This is a genomic window from Nonomuraea coxensis DSM 45129 (assembly GCF_019397265.1).
Classification (GTDB): domain Bacteria; phylum Actinomycetota; class Actinomycetes; order Streptosporangiales; family Streptosporangiaceae; genus Nonomuraea; species Nonomuraea coxensis.
The window spans coordinates 6,069,734-6,091,153 of sequence record NZ_CP068985.1; the positions used below are offsets into that span (position 1 = coordinate 6,069,734).

22 protein-coding genes are annotated in these 21,420 nt (G+C 74.4%); 8 read left to right on the forward strand and 14 right to left on the reverse strand.

What is annotated here, in order from left to right; all coding sequences use genetic code 11:
• The 5 genes from Nocox_RS28470 to Nocox_RS28490 all read right to left on the reverse strand — a co-directional run bounded on the left by Nocox_RS28470 (position 1) and on the right by Nocox_RS28490 (position 5,095).
• Positions 1-666: a hypothetical protein gene (locus Nocox_RS28470; protein ID WP_020547310.1), complete on the reverse strand. Its 666-nt coding sequence runs from the start codon at positions 664-666 to the stop codon at positions 1-3.
• Between the two features lie 403 nt (positions 667-1,069).
• Positions 1,070-2,314, reverse strand: coding sequence for an FAD-dependent monooxygenase (locus tag Nocox_RS28475; RefSeq protein ID WP_020547311.1), 1,245 nt, complete (start codon positions 2,312-2,314; stop codon positions 1,070-1,072).
• A gap of 32 nt (positions 2,315-2,346) precedes the next feature.
• Complete coding sequence (locus tag Nocox_RS28480) at positions 2,347-3,096, reverse strand: maleylpyruvate isomerase family mycothiol-dependent enzyme (RefSeq protein WP_020547312.1); 750 nt, start codon at positions 3,094-3,096, stop codon at positions 2,347-2,349.
• Positions 3,097-3,107: 11 nt separating this feature from the next.
• Positions 3,108-3,944, reverse strand: a complete 837-nt coding sequence (locus Nocox_RS28485) for a fumarylacetoacetate hydrolase family protein (RefSeq protein ID WP_020547313.1) — start codon at positions 3,942-3,944, stop codon at positions 3,108-3,110.
• Positions 3,941-5,095 carry a cupin domain-containing protein gene (locus Nocox_RS28490; protein WP_020547314.1) on the reverse strand — a complete coding sequence of 385 codons (1,155 nt, stop codon included), beginning with the start codon at positions 5,093-5,095 and terminating at the stop codon, positions 3,941-3,943. Before Nocox_RS28490 ends, Nocox_RS28485 begins: the two co-directional genes overlap by 4 nt.
• 101 nt (positions 5,096-5,196) lie before the next feature.
• Between Nocox_RS28490 and Nocox_RS28495 the strand changes: the two genes are divergently transcribed.
• Entirely contained in the window at positions 5,197-5,967 is a 771-nt protein-coding gene (locus Nocox_RS28495) for an IclR family transcriptional regulator (RefSeq protein ID WP_020547315.1), read from the forward strand.
• 58 nt (positions 5,968-6,025) lie between these two features.
• On the opposite strand, the gene Nocox_RS28500 is transcribed toward Nocox_RS28495, so the two are convergent.
• From Nocox_RS28500 to Nocox_RS28515, 4 genes are read right to left on the reverse strand one after another with little or no spacing between them, the layout of a single operon-like run.
• Positions 6,026-7,096 (reverse strand): FecCD family ABC transporter permease, encoded by a 1,071-nt coding sequence (locus Nocox_RS28500; protein ID WP_020547316.1) that lies wholly within the window; start codon positions 7,094-7,096, stop codon positions 6,026-6,028.
• On the reverse strand, positions 7,093-8,112 hold the full coding sequence (locus Nocox_RS28505) for a FecCD family ABC transporter permease (protein WP_051112784.1): 1,020 nt from the start codon (positions 8,110-8,112) through the stop codon (positions 7,093-7,095). Before Nocox_RS28505 ends, Nocox_RS28500 begins: the two co-directional genes overlap by 4 nt.
• The gene (locus Nocox_RS28510; protein WP_020547318.1) at positions 8,102-8,917 is read right to left on the reverse strand and encodes a siderophore-interacting protein; all 816 of its coding nucleotides are present in this window, start codon (positions 8,915-8,917) and stop codon (positions 8,102-8,104) included. Before Nocox_RS28510 ends, Nocox_RS28505 begins: the two co-directional genes overlap by 11 nt.
• Before the next feature lie 8 nt (positions 8,918-8,925).
• The gene (locus Nocox_RS28515; RefSeq protein ID WP_020547319.1) at positions 8,926-9,948 is read right to left on the reverse strand and encodes an ABC transporter substrate-binding protein; all 1,023 of its coding nucleotides are present in this window, start codon (positions 9,946-9,948) and stop codon (positions 8,926-8,928) included.
• A gap of 99 nt (positions 9,949-10,047) precedes the next feature.
• Here Nocox_RS28515 and Nocox_RS28520 point away from each other — a divergent pair, with 99 nt between their 5' ends.
• A complete protein-coding gene (locus Nocox_RS28520) occupies positions 10,048-10,857 on the forward strand; it encodes a helix-turn-helix transcriptional regulator (RefSeq protein ID WP_020547320.1) in 810 nt (269 codons plus the stop codon).
• A gap of 474 nt (positions 10,858-11,331) precedes the next feature.
• Positions 11,332-11,484, forward strand: coding sequence for a hypothetical protein (locus Nocox_RS28525; protein ID WP_157383469.1), 153 nt, complete (start codon positions 11,332-11,334; stop codon positions 11,482-11,484).
• Between the two features lie 15 nt (positions 11,485-11,499).
• Here the strand turns inward: Nocox_RS28525 and Nocox_RS28530 are convergent, their stop codons facing one another.
• Together Nocox_RS28530 and Nocox_RS28535 are read right to left on the reverse strand one after the other, a co-directional pair.
• The gene (locus Nocox_RS28530; RefSeq protein ID WP_084685940.1) at positions 11,500-13,044 is read right to left on the reverse strand and encodes an MDR family MFS transporter; all 1,545 of its coding nucleotides are present in this window, start codon (positions 13,042-13,044) and stop codon (positions 11,500-11,502) included.
• Between the two features lie 30 nt (positions 13,045-13,074).
• Positions 13,075-14,262 (reverse strand): macrolide family glycosyltransferase, encoded by a 1,188-nt coding sequence (locus tag Nocox_RS28535; protein ID WP_246649908.1) that lies wholly within the window; start codon positions 14,260-14,262, stop codon positions 13,075-13,077.
• Between the two features lie 365 nt (positions 14,263-14,627).
• On the opposite strand from Nocox_RS28535, the gene Nocox_RS28540 reads away from it, so the two are divergent.
• Positions 14,628-15,224: a TetR/AcrR family transcriptional regulator gene (locus Nocox_RS28540; RefSeq protein WP_020547325.1), complete on the forward strand. Its 597-nt coding sequence runs from the start codon at positions 14,628-14,630 to the stop codon at positions 15,222-15,224.
• Here the strand turns inward: Nocox_RS28540 and Nocox_RS28545 are convergent.
• Positions 15,217-15,591 carry a DUF4267 domain-containing protein gene (locus Nocox_RS28545; RefSeq protein WP_020547326.1) on the reverse strand — a complete coding sequence of 125 codons (375 nt, stop codon included), beginning with the start codon at positions 15,589-15,591 and terminating at the stop codon, positions 15,217-15,219. The two genes, Nocox_RS28540 and Nocox_RS28545, sit on opposite strands and share 8 nt — an antisense overlap.
• Positions 15,592-15,682: 91 nt before the next feature.
• On the opposite strand from Nocox_RS28545, the gene Nocox_RS28550 reads away from it, so the two are divergent.
• A complete protein-coding gene (locus tag Nocox_RS28550; protein ID WP_020547327.1) occupies positions 15,683-16,273 on the forward strand; it encodes a TetR/AcrR family transcriptional regulator in 591 nt (196 codons plus the stop codon).
• Here Nocox_RS28550 and Nocox_RS28555 read toward each other — a convergent pair.
• The gene (locus tag Nocox_RS28555) at positions 16,254-17,099 is read right to left on the reverse strand and encodes a helix-turn-helix domain-containing protein (protein WP_026215192.1); all 846 of its coding nucleotides are present in this window, start codon (positions 17,097-17,099) and stop codon (positions 16,254-16,256) included. The two genes, Nocox_RS28550 and Nocox_RS28555, sit on opposite strands and share 20 nt — an antisense overlap.
• Before the next feature lie 95 nt (positions 17,100-17,194).
• Between Nocox_RS28555 and Nocox_RS28560 the strand changes: the two genes are divergently transcribed.
• From Nocox_RS28560 to Nocox_RS28570, 3 genes are all read left to right on the forward strand, one after another.
• Positions 17,195-18,013 (forward strand): alpha/beta fold hydrolase, encoded by an 819-nt coding sequence (locus Nocox_RS28560; RefSeq protein ID WP_020547329.1) that lies wholly within the window; start codon positions 17,195-17,197, stop codon positions 18,011-18,013.
• Between the two features lie 182 nt (positions 18,014-18,195).
• Entirely contained in the window at positions 18,196-19,587 is a 1,392-nt protein-coding gene (locus Nocox_RS28565) for an MFS transporter (protein WP_020547330.1), read from the forward strand.
• The gene (locus tag Nocox_RS28570) at positions 19,584-20,423 is read left to right on the forward strand and encodes a carbohydrate deacetylase (protein ID WP_033411252.1); all 840 of its coding nucleotides are present in this window, start codon (positions 19,584-19,586) and stop codon (positions 20,421-20,423) included. Before Nocox_RS28565 ends, Nocox_RS28570 begins: the two co-directional genes overlap by 4 nt.
• Here Nocox_RS28570 and Nocox_RS28575 read toward each other — a convergent pair.
• The gene (locus tag Nocox_RS28575) at positions 20,420-21,364 is read right to left on the reverse strand and encodes an NADP-dependent oxidoreductase (protein WP_020547332.1); all 945 of its coding nucleotides are present in this window, start codon (positions 21,362-21,364) and stop codon (positions 20,420-20,422) included. The genes Nocox_RS28570 and Nocox_RS28575 overlap by 4 nt on opposite strands.
• Positions 21,365-21,420: the final 56 nt, after the last annotated feature.

Consider the following 21,420-nt stretch of genomic DNA (forward strand, 5'->3'; position numbering starts at 1 on the left):
TCACCTCCCCGGGGCGGCGCCGGTCAGGCGCTCGATCCAGCGGTCGAGGGGCAGCAGGTTGATCCCGGCGATGACCGGGACGTGGGCGAGCGTGAACCAGATCGCCGCGCCGAACGAGATCGGCCCGCCGGTGAAGAGGTTGATGTGCGGGGCGTCGATGGTGTCGGGGATCGCGACCGGGTTGACCACCTGCCACATGACGTCGAGGAAGCCCGAGAAGACGATCAGCACGCCGGTCGCCATGATCTTCAGGCAGCGTCCAGGCGAGCCGCCGCCAATGCGGTAGGCGGCGGCGACGGAGAGCACGATGCCCGGATAGAGCAGCAGGTAGAGGTGGGTGTAGAAGCTGTCGCCGTGGGCGCGGGCGCCGTCGCCGTAGTAGAACCAGCTGATGCGCGGGACGAGGTAGCCGGTCAGGACGACGAACGGGGCGTACAGCAGCCAGTGCAGCCGCGGCGACACCCACGGGAAGAACGCGATCGCGCAGCACAGGCAGGCGAAGGCGAGCAGTTTGGCGGCCAGTTGCCAGGCGGCCTCGATGTCGCGGGTGTGCGGGGTGGCCAGCCAGACGAAGGCGAAGCCGGCGGCGCCGGCGGCCAGGGCGATCCACCAGATGTGCGCGGCCCACGGGCGGCGGGCGCCGAGCGGGGGGTCGGGAAGATTCACGTACCGGGGTCCTCGGAGGTCGCGAACGGGTCGTCGGGAGCGCTCCCAGCGCAGTATGACATCCCTGACCACAGAGCCGGTCTCAATATGAAATTAGGGACTCACCGGAACTTGCAGCAATACTGACTGATTGTGATGACACGGCAAAAGTGCAGCTCAGCCCATATTTCACGGCATGCCCGAAAGAATGGAACGGTCTAGTCAAACGTTTGAGCAAATCTCCTGCCTGCGCTGTCAAGACCCGCCCCGGAAAAGCAGCGGACGGGCGGGCACCGCCCGCCCGTCGCCCTACCGGGGGCCGAGGATTCCGTAAGCGCAGGCAGAGCAGGGTCCAAGCTCTGTGGGAGCGCTCCCGAAATCTTCAGCGAGTCGAACCCGAAACCGCCGTTACGGCGGACCATTATCAGGCCAGGACGGGCTCGCCGTCGTACCCGGAGAACATCGGCGGCAGCTCTCCAGGGGTGAGCGCCGTCGGCCCGAAGAGCCAGTCCACGTACGTGTAGTCGTGGACGTCGCGCGCGCGGAGCACCGCGTTGCGCCACTCCCGCTTCTCCCCGTCGTGATGCCAGAGCTTCCCCCAGGCGCGGGCCGTGGTCAGCACCCGGCGGCAGTGCAGGGGGCGGACCGCGTTGTACGCCGCCAGAGCGCCGTCCCAGTCCACGCCGGCCGCGCCCGTCAACCGGGCCACGTGCTCGGACAGCACCCAGGCGTCCTCGATGGCCATGACCGCGCCCTGCGCGAGATACTGCAGCGGCGGGTGCGCGGCGTCGCCCGTGAGGGCGATCCGGCCCCGCACCCAGTCGTCGATCGGGTCGCGGTCGAACATCCGCCACCAGCGGTCGCGCCACATCAGCGGCAGCCCCGCCCGCACCTGCTCGCTGGTCGCCGTGAACGCCGCGTCCAGCTCGTCGGGCGTGCCCCACTCCTCCTCGCCGGCCAGCGCCTTCGGCGACTCGAAGACGGCGACCTGGTTGAACATCTCGCCGTGGCGCAGCGCGTACTGCACGAAGTGGCAGCGCGGGCCGACGTGCACGACCACGTCCTTGGGCTGCACGTCGAGCCGGGCCACCTGCTCGAACGGCACCGCGCCCCGGTAGGCGACGTAGGCGGAGCTGACCGGCTCGTCGTCGCTCAGGAGGCGGCGGGCCACCGAGCGGAGCCCGTCGGCGGCCATGACGACCGCGCCCCGCTCCCGGCCTCCCGCGTGCACGGCGACGGCGCCGTCCGCGGCCTGCTCGTACCCAGTGACCGCGACGTCGTTGACGAGGTCCACCCCGGCCCCGCGGCAGGCGCGCAGCAGCGTGCCGTGCAGGTCGCTGCGGTGGATCACCATGTAGGGGAAGCCGTAGCGCCGCTCCACGTCCCGCAGGTCGAGCCGGGTGAGGACCTCGCCGTCGATCGCGTCGCGCATGACGATGCTCTCCGGGAGCACGCCGAGCGACGTGACCTCGTCGAGCAGGCCCCACCGGTCGAGGATGCGCGTGCAGTTGGGGGCGATCTGCAGGCCCGCGCCCACCTCGCCGAACTCGTGAGCCTGTTCGAGCACCCGGACCCGCAGGCCCTTCAGCGTGAGCGCCAGGGCGTTGGCCAGGCCGCCGATGCCTCCGCCCACCACGACGACGTCGACGTCGCGGCCGTGTCCGACCATGTCCGTTCCTTTCCTGAGTTGCGAGTGAGCGGCTAGAGCCAGCGCGGGAGTTCGGGCGGCGGGCCGCCCGTCTCGCCGGTGACGCCGTCGAAGGGGCGGCCGGAGAGGTAGGCGGCCAGGCCCGCGAGGGTCCCGGTGACCGCGACGGCGGGTCCGGCGCCGGGGATCCGCCACGTGCCGCCGCCGCCGGTGGCCGTGAGGGTGAGCGCCGGGCCGGGGCCGGCGGCGCGCTTGGCGGCGATGTCGCCGGCCAGCGCCGCGAGGAAGTCCGCGGGCAGGCCGCCGAACGTCACCCCCGCGCCGAGGTCCACGGCGTGCACCATGACCTCGCGGGCGCGCATCCAGGGGATCTCCTCGGCGGTGACCGTACGGCCCTGCGCGGTGCGGACGTGCTCCTTCCACTGCCGCTCGTCCAGCTCGGCGAGGCGCGCGCCGAGGTCGCCCGCGGTCCGCGCCGCCCAGGCCCGCAGCTCGGCGGCGGGCCTGGCGGCGCCCGCGGCGATGTCGGCGTCGCGCTGCTCCGGCGAGGAGTACATGGGCCGCTCCTCGCCGGTGCGCGCCCAGTGCACCAGGTTGGCCAGCGCGTCGGCGTTCGCGGCCACGTGCGCGAGCAGGTGCCTGCCGCTCCAGCCCGGCAGGGCGGTCGGCTCGTCCAGGCGCTCGTCCGGCAGCCCGGCCAGGGCGTCGAAGAAGATCGTGGTGCCCTCGGCCGCCCAGCGCAGGCTGTCGGCGCGGCTGCGGTCGCCGGCCATCGGGCCGCCGCTCATCGGATCGCCGCTCATCAGGCCGCCGCTCATCGCGCGGCCGGCTCGGCGACGGCCTTGACCTCCGAGCGGCCGAGGCCGGTGATCTCGGTGGCGAGGACGCTGCCGTCGGCGAGGTAGCGGGCGGGCTTGCGGGCGTGGCCGACGCCGCCCGGCGTGCCGGAGGCGATGACGTCCCCGGGGTTGAGCGTGAGGATCGTGGAGACGTAGCGGACCAGGTCCACCGGGTCGAACACGAGGTCGGCGGTGTCGGCCTGCTGCACCTGCTCGCCGTCCACCCAGCCGGTCAGCGTGAGCGAGGGCCGCACACCGCCCTCCAGCTCGTCCGGCGTCACCAGGTAAGGACCGAACGGCGTGCTGGCCTCCCAGGTCTTGCCCTGCAGCCACATCGGCGAGCGGTACTGCCAGTCGCGCATGGTGACGTCGTTGAGCACGGCGAACCCGGCGATGGCGGCGGCGGCCTCCGCCTCGTCCGCGCGCCGCACCCGCGTCCCGATGACGACCGCCAGCTCGGCCTCCCAGTCCACCTGGCCGGACTCCGGCGGGAGCCGGATCTCGTCGTACGCGCCGACCAGCGCCTCGGGATACTTGGCGAACAGCGTCGGGTACCGCGGCAGCTCCCTGCCCATCTCCAGGATGTGGTTGCGGTAGTTGAGCCCCACGCAGACGATCTTGCCGGGGTTCGGCACGACGGGCGCGAACCCGGACCCGGCCACCGGCTCGCCCGCGCGGGCGGCGCGCTCGGCCCGGTCGGGCCGGGCCAGCAGCTCGCCGACGTCGGCGAGGCCCAGGTCGATCAGGGTCTCCCCCTCCACGCGGACGGCGCGGGTGTCCCCCTGGGAGGTACGGATGGTGGCGAGCCTCATGCCTGCGGCCTTTCCACGTCGGAGCGGTCGAGGCGCAGCGCCTCGAAGATCGGGCTGTCGCTGAACCGGAAGAGGTCGAGCGCACCGGAGTCGGAGTCGGACGCCGACGCCTCTGAGCGCGCCGAGAACGGCGTCCAGGAGGGCACGACGAACAGGTCGCCGCGGGTCACCGACCACGACCGGTCGCCGACGGTGATCCGGCCGCTGCCGTCGAAGACCTGGTAGACCGAGGACCCGGTCTCCCTGCACGGCGCGGTCTCGGCGCCCGCGCGCACGCGGTGCATCTCGACCCGGATGGTGGGCAGCACGTCGCCGCCGGTGGTCGGGTTGGTGTAGCGGACGGCGGCGTGACCCGGCTCGACGGTGCCGGCGTGCCCCTCGGCCTCCAGGGCGAGCTGGTCGGCGAGGGCGCGGTCGGTGTCGGCCCACCGGTAGGCCAGCAGCGGGGACGAGGTCCGCGCGCCGGGCGCGGACACCGGCCGCAGGCCGGGGTGCCCCCACAGCCGCTCGGAGCGGGACCGCTCGGGCGTGCTGCGCTCGGCGTCGCTGATCCGGTCGCGGCCGAACTCGAAGAACTGGGACTCGGTGACGTACTGGAACGGGATGTCCAGGCCGTCGATCCAGGCCATCGGCCGGTCGGCGGCGTTGTGGTGGGCGTGCCAGTTCCAGCCGCCCTGGGGCAGGAAGTCGCCGCGGCGCATCGGCACCGGGTCGCCGCCGACGACCGTCCAGACGCCCTCGCCCTCGACGACGAAGCGGAAGGCGTGCTGGGTGTGGCGGTGCTCGGGCGCGTCCTCGCCCGGCATCAGGTACTGGATCGCCGCCCACAGCGTCGGCGTCGCGAACGGCCGGCCGCCGAGCGACGGGTTGGCCAGCGCGATCGCGCGCCGCTCCCCTCCCCTGCCGACCGGCACCAGGCGCCCGGCCTCGCCGGCCAGGGCCACCAGGTTCTCCCACCGCCACAGGTGCGGGACCGCCTTGCTCCTCGGGTGCAGCGGCATCAGGTCGCCGATCTCGGTCCACAGCGGGACCAGCAGCTCCTTCTCGAAGCCGCGGTACAGCTCCTCCAGGGCCGCCGACGGGGTCGGCTGACCCGGCGAGTCGACCGCGGTGAGGCGAACCGGGGAGTTCGCGATCTCGGTCATGTCCACTCCTAGCTTCCTCTGGCGCGGGACGGCGCGACGGCACGCCGCCGTTCCCGCGGACTTCCAGCTTGTAGGGTGGAGGCCGGAAAAGAATAGGAGATTCTGCTGTGAAGAATCCTCCCAACTATCTCGTCCGCAGTGTCGACCACGCGCTGCAGCTCGCGGTCATGCTCCAGGTCGAGGGCCCGTTCGGGGTGGGCGAGGCGGCGCGGCGGCTCGGGGTGGCGCCCTCCACCGCGCACCGGCTGCTCGCCATGCTCGTCTACCGCGACTTCGCGGTGCGCCGCGAGGACCACCAGTACGCCGCCGGGCCCGTGCTCTCGCTGGGCGGCCGGTCGCAGTCGCACACCGCGCTGCTCCGCGCGGTCGCCATGCCGCACCTCGCCGCCCTGGTCGAGCGGGTCCAGGAGAGCGCGAACCTGCAGATACTCTCCGGCGACCACGTCCGCTTCATCGGCTCCGTCGAGTGCACGCAGGCGCTGCGCGTCGGCAACCGCGAGGGCATGGTCTTCCCCGCCCACCTGGCCTCGGGCGGCAAGGTCCTGCTCGCCGACCTGCCGCAGGAGCGGCTCGACGGGCTCTACGGCGAGGACAAGTGGGCCGACCGGCTCGACCAGCGGCCCAACCTGACGGCGCTCCGCCGCGAGCTGCGCAACGTCCGCGAGCGGGGCTTCGCCATCAACGCCGGCAGGACGGAGTCGGGCGTCACCGCCGTCGGCCGGGCCGTGCGCGGTCCCGACGGCCGCGCCCAGGCGGCCGTGTCGGTGTCGATGCCCACCAGCCGCTTCTCCCGCAACCGGCTTCCTGAGCTGGTGGGCGCGCTGTCGGTGACCGCCCGCGACATCGAGCACGAGATGCGCGCGAGCCACCCCGGCTGACCCGAGCCACCCCGGCTGACCCGAGGCGGCCCGCGCCCGGCCGGGGCGGGCCGCGTGCTCAGGCGGCGGACCGGCCGCCCGCGCGCGCCTTTCCGGCGAGCAGCGTGATCAGGTAGCAGCCGCCGATCACCGTCGTCACCACGCCCACGGGCAGGGCGACCGGGGCGAGCAGGACCTGCGCGACCACGTCGGCGGCGGACAGCAGCACCGCGCCCACCAGCGCCGCCGGGGCGAGCGCGACGCCGGCCGTGCCCGCCAGCAGCCGGCCGATCTGCGGCGCGGCCAGCGCGATGAACATGATCGGCCCGGCCGCTGCGGTCACCGTCGCCGTGCAGCCGACGCCGGCCAGCACGAGCAGCAGCCGCAACGGGTTCAGCCGCACGCCGGAGGCGACCGCCTGCTCGTCGCCGAGCGCCGTCTGCCGCATGGCGGGCGAGAGCGCCGCCGGCAGCAGGGCGAGGGCGGCGATGACGGCGATCGGCACGGCGATCTCGTCCCAGTCCAGCCCGTTCAGCGAGCCGGAGCTCCATCCGGTGGCGGCGATGGCCACGTCCAGGTCGGCGCGGAGCACGATCCAGGAGTTGAGCGCCGTCAGCATGGCGTTCACCGCGATCCCGACGACGATCAGGCGCAGGCCGCTCAGCCGCGACCCGAGCGACAGGACGTAGACGGCCGCCGCCGCCAGCAGGCCGCCCACGACGGAGCTGCCCGCGAGCGTCGCGGCGCCGCCGCCCAGCACGGTGATCGCGACCAGCGCGCCGGTGTACGCGCCCGCGTCGAGGCCGACGACGTCGGGGCTGCCGAGCGGGTTGCGCGTGAGGCTCTGGAAGACCGCACCGGACAGGCCGAGCGCCGCGCCGAACACCAGCCCGGCGACGACCCTGGGCAGGCGCCACTCGCGTACCACGACGACCGAGTCGCCCTGGCCGGCCAGCGCGGCCAGCACCTCGCCGGGGGCGGTCCACGAGCCGCCGCCCAGACAGAGGCCGAGCAGGCCCACGCCCATGGCCGCGACCAGCAGCGCGCCGGACACCACCAGCGTCCGGCGGCCGGCACGGAACGACCACGAGCCCATCCGCAGCACGACGGACCGGGTCAGGACGGGAGGCGCGGCGGCGGGCCGGCTCATGCCGCCACCCGCCCGCGCCTGCGTACCGCCCAGATGAGCGCGGGCGCGCCCGCGAAGGCCGTGACCACGGCCACCGGCACCTCGCCGGTCGGCAGCAGCACCCGCGCGACGACGTCCGAGGCCAGCAGCAGCACCGGCCCCAGCACCATCGTGTACGCCATCAGCCACGGGATCGACCCGCCGGCCGGCCGCCTGGCCAGGTGCGGCACCATGAGCCCGAGGAAGGCGATCGGCCCGGCGACCGCGGTGGCCGCCCCGGCGAGCACGGTGACCAGCACCAGCACCGCCACCCGGGTGCGCACGACGTTCCCGCCGAGCGAGCGCGCGGCCTCGTCCCCCAGGACGAGCGCGTTGAGCGGCCGGGTCACCAGGACCGCGCCGACGAGGGCGAGCACGATCGTCGCGGCGGGGAGGGCGAGCGGCGCGTGCTCGTGCCCGGCCAGCGAGCCGATCGACCAGAACCGGTACCGGTCGAACACGTCCGGCAGCGTCAGGCGCAGGCCGAGCGAGATCCCGGAGAGCACCGCGCTGAGCGCGACGCCGGTCAGCACCAGGCGCAGCGGCTCGGCCGAGCCGAGCGTGTACACGAGGACGGCGGTCAGCGCCGCGCCGAGCGAGGCCAGCGCGAGCTGTCCCACCTGCCCGCCGGCCAGCCCCAGCAGGCCGCCGACGTTGATCGCGAAGCCGGCCCCCGAGGTGACCCCCAGCAGGCCGGGCTCGGCGAGCGGGTTGCGCGTGAGCGTCTGGACCAGCGTGCCCGCGACGCCGAGCGCCGCGCCGACGCAGACGGCGAGCAGCGTCCGCGGCCCGCGCACGTCGTGCACGATCAGGTACGCCTCTCCGCCGCCGTCCGCGCCGGCGAGCGCCCGCCAGACGTCGGCGGGCGCGATCGCCCGCGCCCCCACGCAGACGCTCGCGACCAGCGCGGCGAGCAGCAGCAGGACGAAAGCGGCGAGGACGACGGGCCGGCGCCGCGCCGCGGGCACGGTCCGGCGTCCGGAAGGGTCAGTCCTCAAGCCCCGCGACTCCACGCTTCCAGTAGCCGGTGAACAGCGCGTCCAGCCGCCCGGCGCTCCAGACGCGCAGCGGCTTGATGTCGCCCGCCTCCCCCGCCGCGAACAGGAACGCCGGCCCCTCCGGCAGCCGCAGCCCGCGCACGGTCTCGGCCAGCAGCGACCGGCCGCCCTCGCGGACGAGCCAGGTCACCTCCACGCCGGCGCGCTCCGCCAGCGGGTACGCGTGCTCGGCCGGGTCGTCGGTCTCGATCACCAGGTGCGCGGAGACGCCGGACGGTGACTCCTCCAGCCAGCGGGCGGCCGCGGGCAGCGCGGTGGCGTCCACGGCGAACACGTAGTGCGGGTAGTGGTGCGGGAACGCCTTGGCCCCGGGCGGGCCGGCGATCGTCACCGGGTCGCCGGGCGCGACGCGGGCCGCCCACGCGGAGGCGACGCCGCCCTCGTGCAGGACGATGTCCAGGTCCAGCTCGCGCGCCGCCGCGTCGTAGCGGCGCACGGTGTACTTGCGGGTGGGGGACCACGGCTTGGGCCAGTCGAGCTCCAGGCGCTCGTTCGGCACCGGCGCGCGGACGGTGCCGTCGGGGTCCGGGAAGACGATCTTCACGTGGTCGTCGGCCTGGTAGGTGTGGAAGCCGTCCAGCTCGGGGCCCGCCAGCGTGAGCCGGAGCATGCGCGGGGTGACGAGCTCGCGCCGGGCGACCGGCACCGTGCGGACGCCGATCGGGTAGCCGATCCTGGTCACGCCGGAGCCGGTCGCGTGGTGGGCGGCGACCCGGCCGCGCGGGTCGTGGCGCTCGATCTCCACGTGCCGGCTCACTGGGCGAGCAGCGGCGCGAGCGCCTGGTCGATGGCGTCCAGGGTCTTCATGGCCGAGGCGTACGTGGCCGCCTCGGTGTAGCGGATCGGGAACGCCTTGCCCGCCTTGACCGCGGGCAGGCTCTTCCACAGCTTGGAGTCGAGCACGTACTGGACGGCCTCGTTCGGCTTGCCGTCGGCCTGCACCGTGTACGTGATCGCGTCCGCCTCGCCGAGGCTCTCGTTCAGCTCCTCGATCGAGGGGTACTCGGTGACGTCCGCGGCGTTGCCGCCCTTCTTCTTGACCTCGCCGTAGTAGCTGACGCCGATGTCCGTGGCGATGTTGGTGCCCCAGGAGCCGGCGAACTCGCGCTGGAACGTTCCGCCCGCGATCTCGCCGTACGCGCCGACGTGGCCGAACTTCAGGCTCGACAGCGCGTCCTTGTACTTGGCGGCCAGCTCGCCGGCCTTCTTCTCGTAGGCGGCCTTGGCCTCCCCGAAGTTCACGGAGCGGCCGGCGGCGTCGCTCTGGCGCTGGGACAGCTCGCGCCACGCCGACGGGACGGTGGGGCCGATGGCGACGACGGGCGCGATGGACTTCAGCCGATCCATGTCCAGGTCGGCCATGGCGGGGGCGGGGACGCCGATGACGATGAGGTCGGGCTTGGCCTTGGCGATGGCCTCGTAGTTGGTCTCCGCCGCGGTCTCTCCGGCGATCTTCTCCAGCCGGTCGTAGGTGGCCCGGTCCTCGTCCGACATCATGGGCAGGCCGCGCCGCCAGGAGGAGATGCCGACCAGCGCGGCGTCGGCCTCGATGAGGGAGGGCACCGCGTAGCCCGTGGCGACGACCCGCTTGGGGTCGGCCGGGATGGTGACCTCGCCGTTGTCGGCGGCGAACACGCGCGTGGCCGCGGCGCTCTGGTCGGCGCCGGCGCCGGTGGACGCCTGCTGCCCGGCGGAGCCGGTCGAGCCGCAGCCGGCCGTCATCGCGAGCGTGAGTACGAGAGCTCCGGCGGCGCGCCGGAGGTGGACGTGGTGCATGGGGTTCCTTCACCTACTAGAGATGAGGTTAGGCTACCCTTACTCCCGTTCCCCTTGATGTCTCTGAGAGGCCAACCGATGTCGCCGAGACGCCAATCCGTGACCCTCGCCGACCCCGTGGGCACGGACCCGCTGTGGTGCGAGGAGTACGGCTACGGCCTCGGCCGGCCGGACGGCATCCTCGTGCTCAAGTACCGCTCCGCGGCCGTGCTGGAGTTCAGCGAGGGCCGCCAGGACTTCCTGCACCAGCTCTACTGGTCCTCCGACGGCATGCTGGCGACCAGGTACGGGTCCCGCACGCAGTTCGTCGGGCCGCGCGAGGCGTTCTGGGCGCACCGGGCCGTCACCCACGAGGTACGCGCCGCCGACCGCCAGAGCGTCTACCGGATCTGCCTCCGGGAGGTCCCGGAAGGGCTCGTGGGCCTGCGGGCCGGCGCGGTCTCCGTGGACCCGGAGGCGGCGCGGCTCATCGAGGCCGTCTGCCGGCCGGGACACGACGAGGACGCGGCGCTCGCCGCCCGCACCCGCATCATGGCCGGGCTCGGCCCGGGCGCCGCCGACTTCGTCGGCCACCACGCCACCGGCACGGGCTTCGCGCTCGCCGTGGCGCGGGCGCTCTCCCACGACCCCGGTGACGAGGCCGGGCTCGCCGAGTGGGCCGAACGGCTGCACATCAGCGTGAAGACGCTGCAGCGGGACTTCGAGCGGGAGTTCGGGATGCCGTACTCGAAGGTGCGCACCAAGCTGCGGCTCAGCACCTCGCGGGTGCTGCTGGAGACCCGGCCGGTCGCCGAGGTGGCGCACCGCGTGGGCTACTCCAGCCCGTCGGCGTTCATCTCGGCCTTCACCAAGGAGTACGGCTGCACGCCTGGCCGCTACGCGGACCGCCGCGCCGCCGCGGACGCCTGACCCCGCATCGTGAAATCCCCGTCAAACGACCGCGAAATAGCGACATATGCGACATTTTGCCCCGTTATGCGAGCTAGCGTCGTAATGAGCGGATCACACCGGCGGAGGGAGGAACCATGTCCAGGTACGGGTTCCGCGAAGGCGGAGGCTGCTGCCGGCGCCGTTGGTGCCGCCGTCGCTGCCGTCATCGCAGACGGTGGTGGGGCGGCCCCTGGGGAGACGACTGGGATTGGTGGTGGTGAGCCAGTCCTCCGGCGAGAGCAGCCGGTGAAGACGGCGGATCACGACGGCATCGCGACGATCGCGCCCGTATCGGCATCCGGTATCGGCTCCGGTCGTCGCCCGGCATCACGGCCGATTTCCGTCCACACTCGGCCGTGGTCCGGCCAGGCCGCCGTGATCCGTCCCTCCTGACCATGCCCGATCGGTCCGTACGGCTGCGCCTGATCTCCGTGGACCGTCAAGGTGGGGGTCATGCACGACGACCCTCCGCCGTCCACCGGCGACATCCCTCCCGGGCCCGGGCAACCGGACGACACACCGGCCCCCGAACCCGACCCCGACACCGAACCCCTCCACGTACGCGACCTGTTCACCTGGTGCGAGTCGGACCCGCCGGGCCGCTGAGCAAGCCGGCCCGCCTCACACGGCGTGCACCGCACGGGCTTCCTCGGAACTTTCCGCGTCCTCCGTACGGGCGGGAAGCAGCAGGGCGGTGCCGACCACGGCCACCGACAGCACCGCGCCGATGACGAACGCCAGCCGCATCCCGCCGAGGTCGGCCAGTGCCTCGGTGACCCCCGCCGCCCGCAGCGCGTCGGACCGCGCGCTCATCACGGTGATCACCAGCGCGGTGCCGAACGCCGCCGCGACCTGCTGCAGCGTGCTCAGGATCGAGCTGCCGTGGGAGTAGAGCCGGGGCGGCACCGCCCCGAGCGCGAGGGTGAACACGGGGGTGAAGGTGGCGGCGAGGCTGACCATGAGCAGCGCGTGCAGGACGAGGATCTGCCAGTAGGGCATGGTCATCGACACCTGCGTGAACCCGGCGAGCGTGAGCATGATCCCGATCGAGCCCGGGACGACCAGCACCCGGCCGCCGAACCGGTCGAACAGCCGCCCCACGGTCGGGCCGAGCAGCCCCATCGCGAGCCCGCCCGGCATCACCAGCAGCCCGGTCTCCAGGGCGTTGAGCCCGCGCAGGCTCTGCAGGTAGAGGGGCAGCAGGATCATCGAGCCGAGCATCGCCATGAAGGCGACCGACATCAGGATCAGCGCGACGGTGTAGGTGCGCCTGCGCAGGGTGCGCAGGTCCAGCAGCGGCACGCCGTGCTTCTGCAGCCACAGCTGGCGGACGACGAAGACGGCGATGGTGACCAGCCCGGCCACCACGATCGCCGCGGCGAGGACGGAGTCGCCGCCCTCGAACCGGCTGAGACCGTAGACCAGGCCGCCGAACCCGGCGGCGGCGGTGACCACGCTGAACCAGTCGATGCTGCCCGCCTCGATCTCGCCGACGTCCTGGAGCCGCTTCAGCCCACCCCAGGTGATGACGGCGGCGATGGGGAGCACCACGGCGAACAGCAGCCGCCATGACCCGAGCTGCAGGATCACCCCGGAGACGGCCGGCCCCATGGCGGGCGCGACCGACATCGCCAGGCTGACGTTGCCCATCACCCGGCCCCGGTCCTCCTCCGGCACCACCCGCATCAGCGTGGTCATCAGCAGCGGCATCATCACGGCCGTGCCCGCCGCCTGGACGATGCGGGCGGCCAGCAGCACCTCGAACGTCGGCGCGACGGCGGCCAGCGCCGTGCCGGCCAGGAACAGGCCCATCGCGGTGGCGTAGGCGTGGCGGGTGCTGACCCGCTGCAGGAACCAGCCGGTGGCCGGGATCACCGCGGCCATGGTGAGCATGAAGGCGGTGGAGAGCCACTGCGCGGTCTGCTCGGTGATGGCCAGCGCCGTCATCAGCTCGGGGATCGCGTTGATCATGATGGTCTCGTTGAGCACGACCACGAACGTGGCGAGCACCAGCAGCCAGATCACGGCCGGCGTGCGACCGGCGGCGGGCCTGGCAGGAGAGTGGGGCTGTCGGCCGGACACGGCACCTCGTTCGGGGTCGTCGGACGGAACGCGCTCACGGCCGTCGTCGCGGCCCTCGATCGCACAGGCTGAAGTCTTTGTCATGCCCACAATGACAGCCGCCACCGACAGAACTCATCGGTCGCGGCCCGGCCCGCCCAGCACGCCTTCGAGAAGGTCGGCGGCGCGGGTGGTGCCGCCCTCGGCCCGCGCCTCGGCCTGGAGCCGCGCCGAGCGCCGCCTGACGCCGGGGTCGGAGACGAGCTCCAGCAGGGCGGCGCGGAGGGCCTCGGCGGTGGCGTCCCCGGTGTCGATCCGGCGGGCGACGCCGAGCTCCACGAGCCGGTCGGCGTTCTGGAACTGCTCGGCGCCCTGCGGCACGGCGATCATCGGCACGCCCGCCAGCAGCCCTTCTGCGCAGCCGCCCATCCCCGCGTGGGTGACGAACGCGTCCGCCTGGTCCAGGATCGCCCGCTGCGGCACCCACGGGTGGACCTCGACGTTGGCGGGGACGTCGCCCAGCTCGGCCGGGTCGGTGTGGCGGCCGATCTGCAGGACGACGTGCCAGCCCGGCAGGTCGCCGAAGGCGGCCAGGCACCGGCGGTAGAACTCGGGCCGGCGGGTGTAGGCCGAGCCGAGGGAGATCAGCAGCACGTTGGCGGCGCCGGCGGGGCGGCTCCACGCGTCCTTGTCCGCGCTCAGGTCGAAGCAGGGGCCGACGAAGGTCACCCGGCCGGGGTCGACCCGGTCGGCGTGCGGCTGCATGGCGCGCGGGATGAGGGCGAGGGCCCGCTCGGGGCGGCCGGAGAAGGCGTCCACGTCGGTGATGGTCGCGCCGCAGCCGGCCAGCCAGGCGGCGAACCTCTCCCGGTAGGCGGCGGCGCCCGGCAGCGCCCAGATGTGCGCGGCCACCTCCTCGTCGTAGCCGTCCCAGCCCACGATCGTCGGCGAGAGCTGCACGAGGGGGCGGCCCTGCGCCTCGGCGAGGGCGCGGGCGGCGTAGGCGCCGATGTCGTACAGGTAGAGGTCGGCGGGGTCGTCGTCGTAGGCGGCGCGGAGCTGCGGCAGGGCCTGGACGGCGTCGTCCAGGAAGAGGCTCATCGCGGCGATGGGGTCGTCGGGCCAGAGGTTGTCGGCGACCGGCAGCGTGGACGTGCACGGCACCAGCTCCGCGCCGGCGCCGGTGACCAGGTCGCCGACCGCCGGGTCGTTGGCGTAGGTCACCCGGTGACCGCGGGCGGCGAGCTCGCGGACGACCTCCAGGCTCGGCAGGATGTGGCTGACGGCGGGAATGCCGATCATGGCGATGTGGGCGCGGTCCATACGGGGATCCTTCGATGAGGCTGCGAGGGTGGTGGCGGCGGTGGTGGCGGTCAGGGGCGCGGGGCGTCCGGCGCGGGGCCCGTAGTGGTAGAGCACGTTGCGGGTCTCGAACGCGGTCGGGTCGTCGGGGTCGTCGTAGTACGAGAACTCCCCCACCTCGATCAGCGGGGACGTCACCAGCGGCCGGAGCAGCACCACCCGCGGCTGCCCCGGCATGGGATGCAGGACGTCGGGGTCGGCGGGGACGAGCGGTTGCATCGGCCGTTCCTTCACTACTAATGCGACAACTTATACATTAAGATCGTGTCATGGCCTCGTCCGCAGGGCAAACGAATTCCGGCGGGACGCCCCCTCCCGCTCCCCCGGTGCGCCGCCGGCCGGGCGGCAGGACCAGCCGCACCCGCGCCCGGGTGCTCGACGCGGTACGGGCCGAGCTGGGCGAGCGCGGCTACGACGGGCTCACCCTGGACGCCGTCGCGGCCCGCGCGGGCGTGCACCGCGCGACGGTCTACCGGCGCTGGCGGGACGTCGGCGGCCTGCTCGCCGACCTGCTCGCGGCCACGGCCGACGACGACTGGCTGCCCCGGGACACCGGCTCCCTGCTGGGGGACCTGACGGCGCTCAACGAGGAGAACCAGGACGCGCTGACCGCCCGGCCGTCGATCGCCGCCGCCCTGCTCGCCGCCTCGTTCCGGTCCGAGGAGGCCGAACGCGGCCTGCTGCGGCTCTGGGCGGACCGGTACGCCCGCTGCGAGGTCATCGTGGCCCGCGCCGTGGCGCGCGGCGAGCTGCCGCCGGACACCGACGCGCGGCGGCTGCTCGTCGCCGCGACCGCGCCGCTCTACCACCAGCTCATGCTGCTGCGCACGCCGCCCGACCCCGGCCTGCCCGCGCAGGCGGCGAGGACGGCGGTCCTCGCCGCGTCCGCCGGCGCCTTCGCCCCGGGCGAGGCGGTCAGCTGACCGCGAAGAGCAGGACGGCGCTGACCAGGACGGCCACGGCGGTCGCGAAGTGGATGCCGAACGCCACGGCCTTCGTCCCGCCGTTACGCAGCACGATCAGGGTGTCGCCGAGCGGCGCCAGCGCCACGACCAGCATGAACCACGCCTCGGCGGTGGGGCCGGCGAAGGCCAGCAGCGCCAGGCCGAGCACGCCGTAGGTCCCGTCACGCACCCCCTTGATCGTCAGGTACGCCCGGTCGCCGTCCGTCCTGGCCGGCACGCCGTACCCGGCCGCCGCGGCCTGCGGGACGAACAGGAAACGGGCCCCGATGAACAGGACCATCAGGTTGAGCGCGATGGCCAGGCCGTAGGCGGTGTAGGTGAGCATCTTCGTCTCCAGAAAAATCTAGCAGCGCTAGGAACAAGAATGACGCTAGCAGAGCGTGGACAGTTCTGCTAGCGGTGCTAGATTCTGGAGCATGACAATCCGATCGCGCAGGGAGCGCGAACGCGCGGACCGCGAGAAGCTGATCGTCACGGCCGCCCGGGAGCTGGCCGAGGCCGAGGGCTGGGAGGCGGTGACCACCCGGCGGCTGGCCGAGCGGGTGGAGTACAGCCAGCCGGTGCTCTACAGCCACTTCAAGGGCAAGGACGCCATCATGGTGGCGGTCGCGCTGGAGGGCTTCGCCGAGCTGGCCGGCGAGCTGCGCGCCGCGCGGACGGCGGCGCCGGACGCGGCCGGCGCGCTGGCGGGGGTCGGGCGGGCGTACATCGCCTTCGCCGAGCGGCGCCCCGCGCTCTACGACGCGATGTTCCGGCACCAGGTGGACCTGCCGTTCGCCACCCCGCAGGTCCCGCCCGCGCTGGCGGCGGGCTTCCAGGAGCTCGTCGAGGCCGTCCGGCCGCACGCCGGCGACAGCGACCCCGGCGACCTCGGTCTGCTGGCCGAGACGTACTGGGCCGCCCTGCACGGCCTGGCGACGCTCACCCTCGGCGGCCGGCTGCCCCGCGAGCTGCACGAGCGCAGGCTGGCGCTCCTGCTGGCGCGCTTCACCGCCGGGAGGAGCTGAGGCCGGGCCAGGCGAGGTGGTCCACGGCCAGGAAGGGCTCCTCGGCCACGGCCGACGGGGTCGCCCCGGCGAACGCCGCGACCTCGCGGTGCAGGTGCGACTGGTCGGCGTAGCCGCCCTCGGCCGCCACCCGGGCCGCGCGCTCCCCCGTCGCGAGGCGGTGGACGGCCCGGTCGAAGCGGACCAGCCGCGCCGCGCGCTTGGGCGGCAGGCCGAGCTGGGCGCGGAACCGGGACCACAGGCGCTTGCGGCTCCACCCGACCTCGCCGGCCAGGCCCTCGACCCGGACCAGCCCGCGGCCGGCGACGATCCGCCGCCAGGCCCAGGCCACCTCCGGATCCACCGGCGGCCCCGCCGCGTGCCGGCGGGCGAGCAGCGCGTCCGTCAGCGCGAAGCGGTCCTGCCACGTCGGGGCGCCGCCCAGCCGGTCGCGCAGGCGGGACGCCTCCCTGCCCCACAGGTCGTCGAGGTCCACGACCACGCCGTCGAGGTCGGCCGGGGGAACGCCGAGGACCGCGCGGGCGGCTACCGGGGACAGGCGCACCTGGACGCACTCGACGTTCGCGCCGCGCGCCAGGACCGCGCCGCCGGAGCCGAACCCGGGCCCGGCGGCGACGTTCCCGACCGGTCGCGGCCCGGCGGCCTGGTCCAGGACCGGCGTGCCGTCCCCGAACCCGACGAGCAGCGTCACGGCCGGATGCGGCACCATCCTGATCGTCCGCAGGTCCGGGATGTGGAACCCGGCCATGGTGACGCCGGCGACCCCGCTGGGCCGGCGCGGGCTCGCCACGCCCCAGGCGGCGGCGCCGTGCACGAAAGTCCGCACGCCCCGATGCTAGGTCCGGATGACGGGCCCGCGACCTCCCCGGCGGGGAACATTCGTCCAAGACGCCGCCGCCCGCGCCCGGCGACAGTGGTCGCATGACGATCATCGACGGCGAGCTCCTGCCCCTGAAGGACGGCGCCCTCCACGTACGCGAGGACGGCCCCCGCGACGCCCCCGCGCTCCTGCTCATCCACGGCACCGCGGCCACGGCCCGCACGTGGGACGCGCTGACCCCGCTGCTGACCGGCTCCCACCGGGTCATCAGGGTCGACCTGCTCGGGCACGGCCGGTCCGCCAAACCGGCGGGCGGCGGCTACGCGGTCCCCGACCACGCCCGCCGGGCCGCCGAGGCGCTGGACCTGCTCGGCGTCGGGCGCGCGGCCGTGGCAGGACACTCCAGCGGCGGCACGGTCGCCACCGCGCTCGCCGAGCGGCGGCCCGACCTGGTGTCCGCGCTCGCGCTCGTCGGCACCGGCCCCTGCATGGACGCCTTCATCGGGCCGGAGACGGGCCGCCCGCCCGCCGGGGGCGCGCCCGCGGCCTGGCCGCCGGGCGACGAGCAGATCAGGGCGATGGCGACCAGCGGGTTCAGCCGCCCGGGCTTCCGCGTTCCCGCGGAGCTGCTGGACGACCTGCGCGACTCCCTCCGCGACACGCCGCCCGCCGTGTTCGCCGCGGTGATGCGGGCGCCGCGCGACTATCTGGAGGAGCGGACGCTGCCGGAGCGGCTCGCGCCTCTCGGCATACCGCTGCTGGTGATCTTCGGCGAGGACGACCGGCGGTGGCGGCCCTCGTCGGCCGCGGACTACCGTGCCGTGCCTGGCGCCAGGATCGAGCTGATCCCCGGCGTCGGCCACACGCCCGTCCTGGAGGACGCGCCCCGCACCGCCGAACTGCTCCTGTCGTTCCTGTGAGGGTTTGGTCCGTGGCGCGCCTGCGCCCGTCCGACGCGCCCTCGCCGGACGCGGACGACCCGTCGCCGGGCGTCCGGCGAGGTCACGACTCCGCTTCACCCGCTGTTTCTCCGCGGACGCGAGAGTAACCTCGCGTCCAGCGCCGGCGTCCGGCCGGCGGTCCGGCGAGGAAGGGTGATCGCGTGTCCCAGCCCGGCGTGCCCCCGGCTCCGGGACGGACTCCCGCGTGGCGCTACGCCATCGGGATGTTCGGCACCTCCATCCCGATCAACATGATCAAGGGATCGATGATCCTCTTCTACGTGGACATCCTCGGGCTGGACGTCCGCGCGTACGGCGTGGTCATGGTGGTCTACGCGGTCATCGACGCGCTCGACAACCCGGTGCTCGGCCACCTCTCCGACCGGACCAGGACCCGGTTCGGCCGACGCCGGCCGTGGCTGCTCGTCGGCGCGCCGATGCTGGCCGCCTGCATGATCGCGTTCTTCTCCGCGCCCTCCTCGCTGGAGGGCGCGGGCCTGCTGATCTGGTTCGCGGTGTTCGCGATCCTGTGCGAGGCGTTCGACTCCATGCTGAACGCCAACTACGGCGCGCTGCTGCCGGAGCTCTACCCGCGCGAGCGCGACCGCGCCGTGGCCAACGGCCTGCGCCAGGGCTTCCAGCTCGTGGCCCTGGTGATCTCGCTGGCGGTCACCCCCGTGCTCACGACGCAGGTGTTCGGCACCGAGGACTCCACCGAGGGCTTCCGCACCACGGCCGTCATCTACGGCGTGGTGGCGCTCGCCGTGATCGTGTTCATGGCGCTCGGCGCCCGCGAGAACCCCCGCTACTCCACCCGCGAGCAGCCGATGCTGCTGCGCAGCGTGTGGTCCATCGTGCGCAACCGGCTGTTCTGGACGGTCGGGCTCACCGGCGCCTGCTACGGCATCGCCATGGCGCTCGTCCTCGCGGGCATCCAGCTGTACGTCCGCTACTCGCTCGGGCTGCCGGTCGGCAACGCGCTCTACCTCCAGGGCGTCGTCATCCTGGTCACGGCGGCCGGCCTGGTGGCCTGGACGCGCGTCGTGGCCCGCCGGGGCGCGCTGTGGGCCTGGCGGGTGGCCTTCATGGTGCTCGCGGCCGGGTTCGCGGCGCTGTTCTTCGCCGGCGACCTGGTCACCGCCATCGCGGCGGGCGTGGTCGTCGGCGCGGGCTGGTCGGGGATGCTCGCGACGAACGACCTCATCGTCGCGCGGGTGCTGGACGCCGACGCGGCGCGCCACGGCGAGCACCGCGAAGGGCTGTTCCTGTCCGCGTTCGGGTTCTTCGGGCGGCTCAACGGGGTCGTGACCGGGCTCGCGCTCACCTCGCTCGGCGTGTTCTTCGGCTACAACTCCGGCGACGACCCCGGCGGCGATCCCGGGCTGGCGTTCCGGGTCTACCTGTGCGTGTACCCGTTCGTGCTGACAGCGATCGGCGCGGTGGCCGCCCAGTTCGTCTCGGTGCCGGTCCAGACGCCGCCCGAGGCGGACGTCCCTGAGGAGCCGCCGCCCGTGGGCCCGGCGGGCGAGCCCACCGCGGGGCGTCCCCGGTGAGCCGCCGCCTGGTGATCACCGCCGACGACCTCGGCAGGGAGCCCGGCTCGACCGAGGTCATCCTCGGCCTGCTCGCCGAGGGCCACGTCAGCGCGACGACGCTCATCTGCCTGTCGCCGTCCGCCGCCCGCGCCGCCGAGCGGGTACGCGAGCTCGGCGTCGCGCCGCGCGTGCACGTGACGCTGACGAGCGAGCGCGGCGTCCCGCCCTGGCGGCCGCTCACCGGCGGCGCGAGCCTCACCGGCGACGACGGGACGCTCTTCGGCGACCCGTTCGCGCTCGGCGCCCGCGGCGAGGCCGGGGACGTCGAACGGGAGGCGGAGGCGCAGCTCGGCTGGATGCGCGGGCGCGGCCTCGCGCCGGAGGCGGCCGACTCCCACGCCGGCACCCTCTACGGCCTGCACGGCAGGTCGTGGCTGGCCGAGACGCTGCGCTGGTGCGCCCGCCACGGCCTCGCCTTCCGGCTGCCCCGGGATCCTGAGCCGTACATGGGCGGGCCGCTCCCGCCGGAGCTCGCGGCGGCGCACGAGCGGGCCGTGGCCCTCGCGGACGCGCTGGGCGTGGCCCTCCCCGAGACGATCGCCACCAACCGCAGCACGGCGGCCGAGCTGGGCGGCTACGAGCGGCTGCGCGAGGACTACCTGCGCCGGCTCGCCGCGCTGCCCGAGGGCACGAGCGAGCTGTTCCTCCACCCGTCCAGGGAGGACGCGGTCGCGGGGCCGGACGGCGTCGTACGGTCGTGGGAGGCCCGGCTGCTGCGCGACCCCGTCTGGCACGACGCGCTGAGGAGCGAGGACGTCGAGGTCGTCGGCGGCTGGTGGCCCTCCCCGCGCTAGGGCAGCAGGACGATCTTGCCGCCGGTGCCGCGGCCGGACTCGGCGCGGCGGTGGACGGCCTCCAGCTCGGTCAGCGGGAGCCGTTCCGCGACGTCCACGACGAGCCCGCCCTCCTCGGCGAGCGCGGCGAGGGCGGCCAGCTGGGCGGCGTCGTTGCGGGCCACGAAGCGGATCGACGTGACGCCCGGCGGCGTCTCGACCGGCGCGGTGGCCGAGACCAGCACGCCGCCCGGCCGCACCAGCCGGCCGACCGCGGCCCCGGCGGCGGGGTCGAGCGGGACCAGGTTGATCAGCGCGTCGAGGCCGCCGGGCAGCGGGTCCGTCCGGTGGTCCACGACCTCGTCCGCGCCGTGGGCCCGCGCCCGCGCCGCGCTGCCCGCGCTGCCCGCCGTGGCGATCACCGTGGCCCCGGCCAGCTTGGCGAGCCCCACGGTGAACCCGCCCACCCCGCCGCCCGCCCCGTTGACCAGCACCCGCTGCCCCGGCCCGATCCTGGCGTGCTCGTGCACGGCCTGCCAGGCGGTCAGCCCGGCCACCGGGATCGCGGCGGCGTCGGCGAGGGGCACGCCGCGCGGGGCGCGGGCGAGGTCGCGGGCCGGGGCGAGCGCGTACGAGGCCGCCGCGCCGCCGTCCAGCCGGCCGATCACCTCGTCGCCCGCGCGCGGCCAGGTCACGCCGGGGCCGGTCTCGACGACGGTGCCGGCGACGTCCCAGCCGAGGACGTACGGCAGCGCCAGGCCCGCCAGCTCCGGCACCGTCGCCGCGAGCAGCCCGGAGCGCAGCCCGACCTCGGACGGGTTGAACGAGGTGCCCGCCACCTTGATCAGCACCTCGCCCGGGCCCGGCGCGGGGATCGGGATCTTGTCGTGGCGGATGACGGAGGGGTCGCCGTAGGCGTGGACGCGCGCGGCCCGCATGCCGCCGTCGGCGACCTCGGGCACCGCTCCCGGCCGCTACCGGCGCGCCGCGCAGGGCGGCTGACCTCCAGGAGGCCGCG

Bases quoted from the DNA above. Each gene is read 5' to 3' on its own strand.
- Nocox_RS28485 (WP_020547313.1), bottom strand. From the start codon at position 3,944: ATGAGGCTCGCCACCATCCGTACCTCCCAGGGGGACACCCGCGCCGTC.
- Nocox_RS28475 (WP_020547311.1), bottom strand. From the start codon at position 2,314: ATGGTCGGACACGGCCGCGACGTCGACGTCGTCGTGGTGGGCGGAGGC.
- Nocox_RS28550 (WP_020547327.1), top strand. From the start codon at position 15,683: ATGACAATCCGATCGCGCAGGGAGCGCGAACGCGCGGACCGCGAGAAG.
- Nocox_RS28545 (WP_020547326.1), bottom strand. From the start codon at position 15,591: ATGCTCACCTACACCGCCTACGGCCTGGCCATCGCGCTCAACCTGATG.
- Nocox_RS28515 (WP_020547319.1), bottom strand. From the start codon at position 9,948: ATGCACCACGTCCACCTCCGGCGCGCCGCCGGAGCTCTCGTACTCACG.
- Nocox_RS28535 (WP_246649908.1), bottom strand. From the start codon at position 14,262: ATGGACCGCGCCCACATCGCCATGATCGGCATTCCCGCCGTCAGCCAC.
- Nocox_RS28480 (WP_020547312.1), bottom strand. From the start codon at position 3,096: ATGAGCGGCGATCCGATGAGCGGCGGCCCGATGGCCGGCGACCGCAGC.
- Nocox_RS28560 (WP_020547329.1), top strand. From the start codon at position 17,195: ATGACGATCATCGACGGCGAGCTCCTGCCCCTGAAGGACGGCGCCCTC.
- Nocox_RS28530 (WP_084685940.1), bottom strand. From the start codon at position 13,044: ATGACAAAGACTTCAGCCTGTGCGATCGAGGGCCGCGACGACGGCCGT.
- Nocox_RS28500 (WP_020547316.1), bottom strand. From the start codon at position 7,096: ATGAGCCGGCCCGCCGCCGCGCCTCCCGTCCTGACCCGGTCCGTCGTG.
- Nocox_RS28525 (WP_157383469.1), top strand. From the start codon at position 11,332: ATGCACGACGACCCTCCGCCGTCCACCGGCGACATCCCTCCCGGGCCC.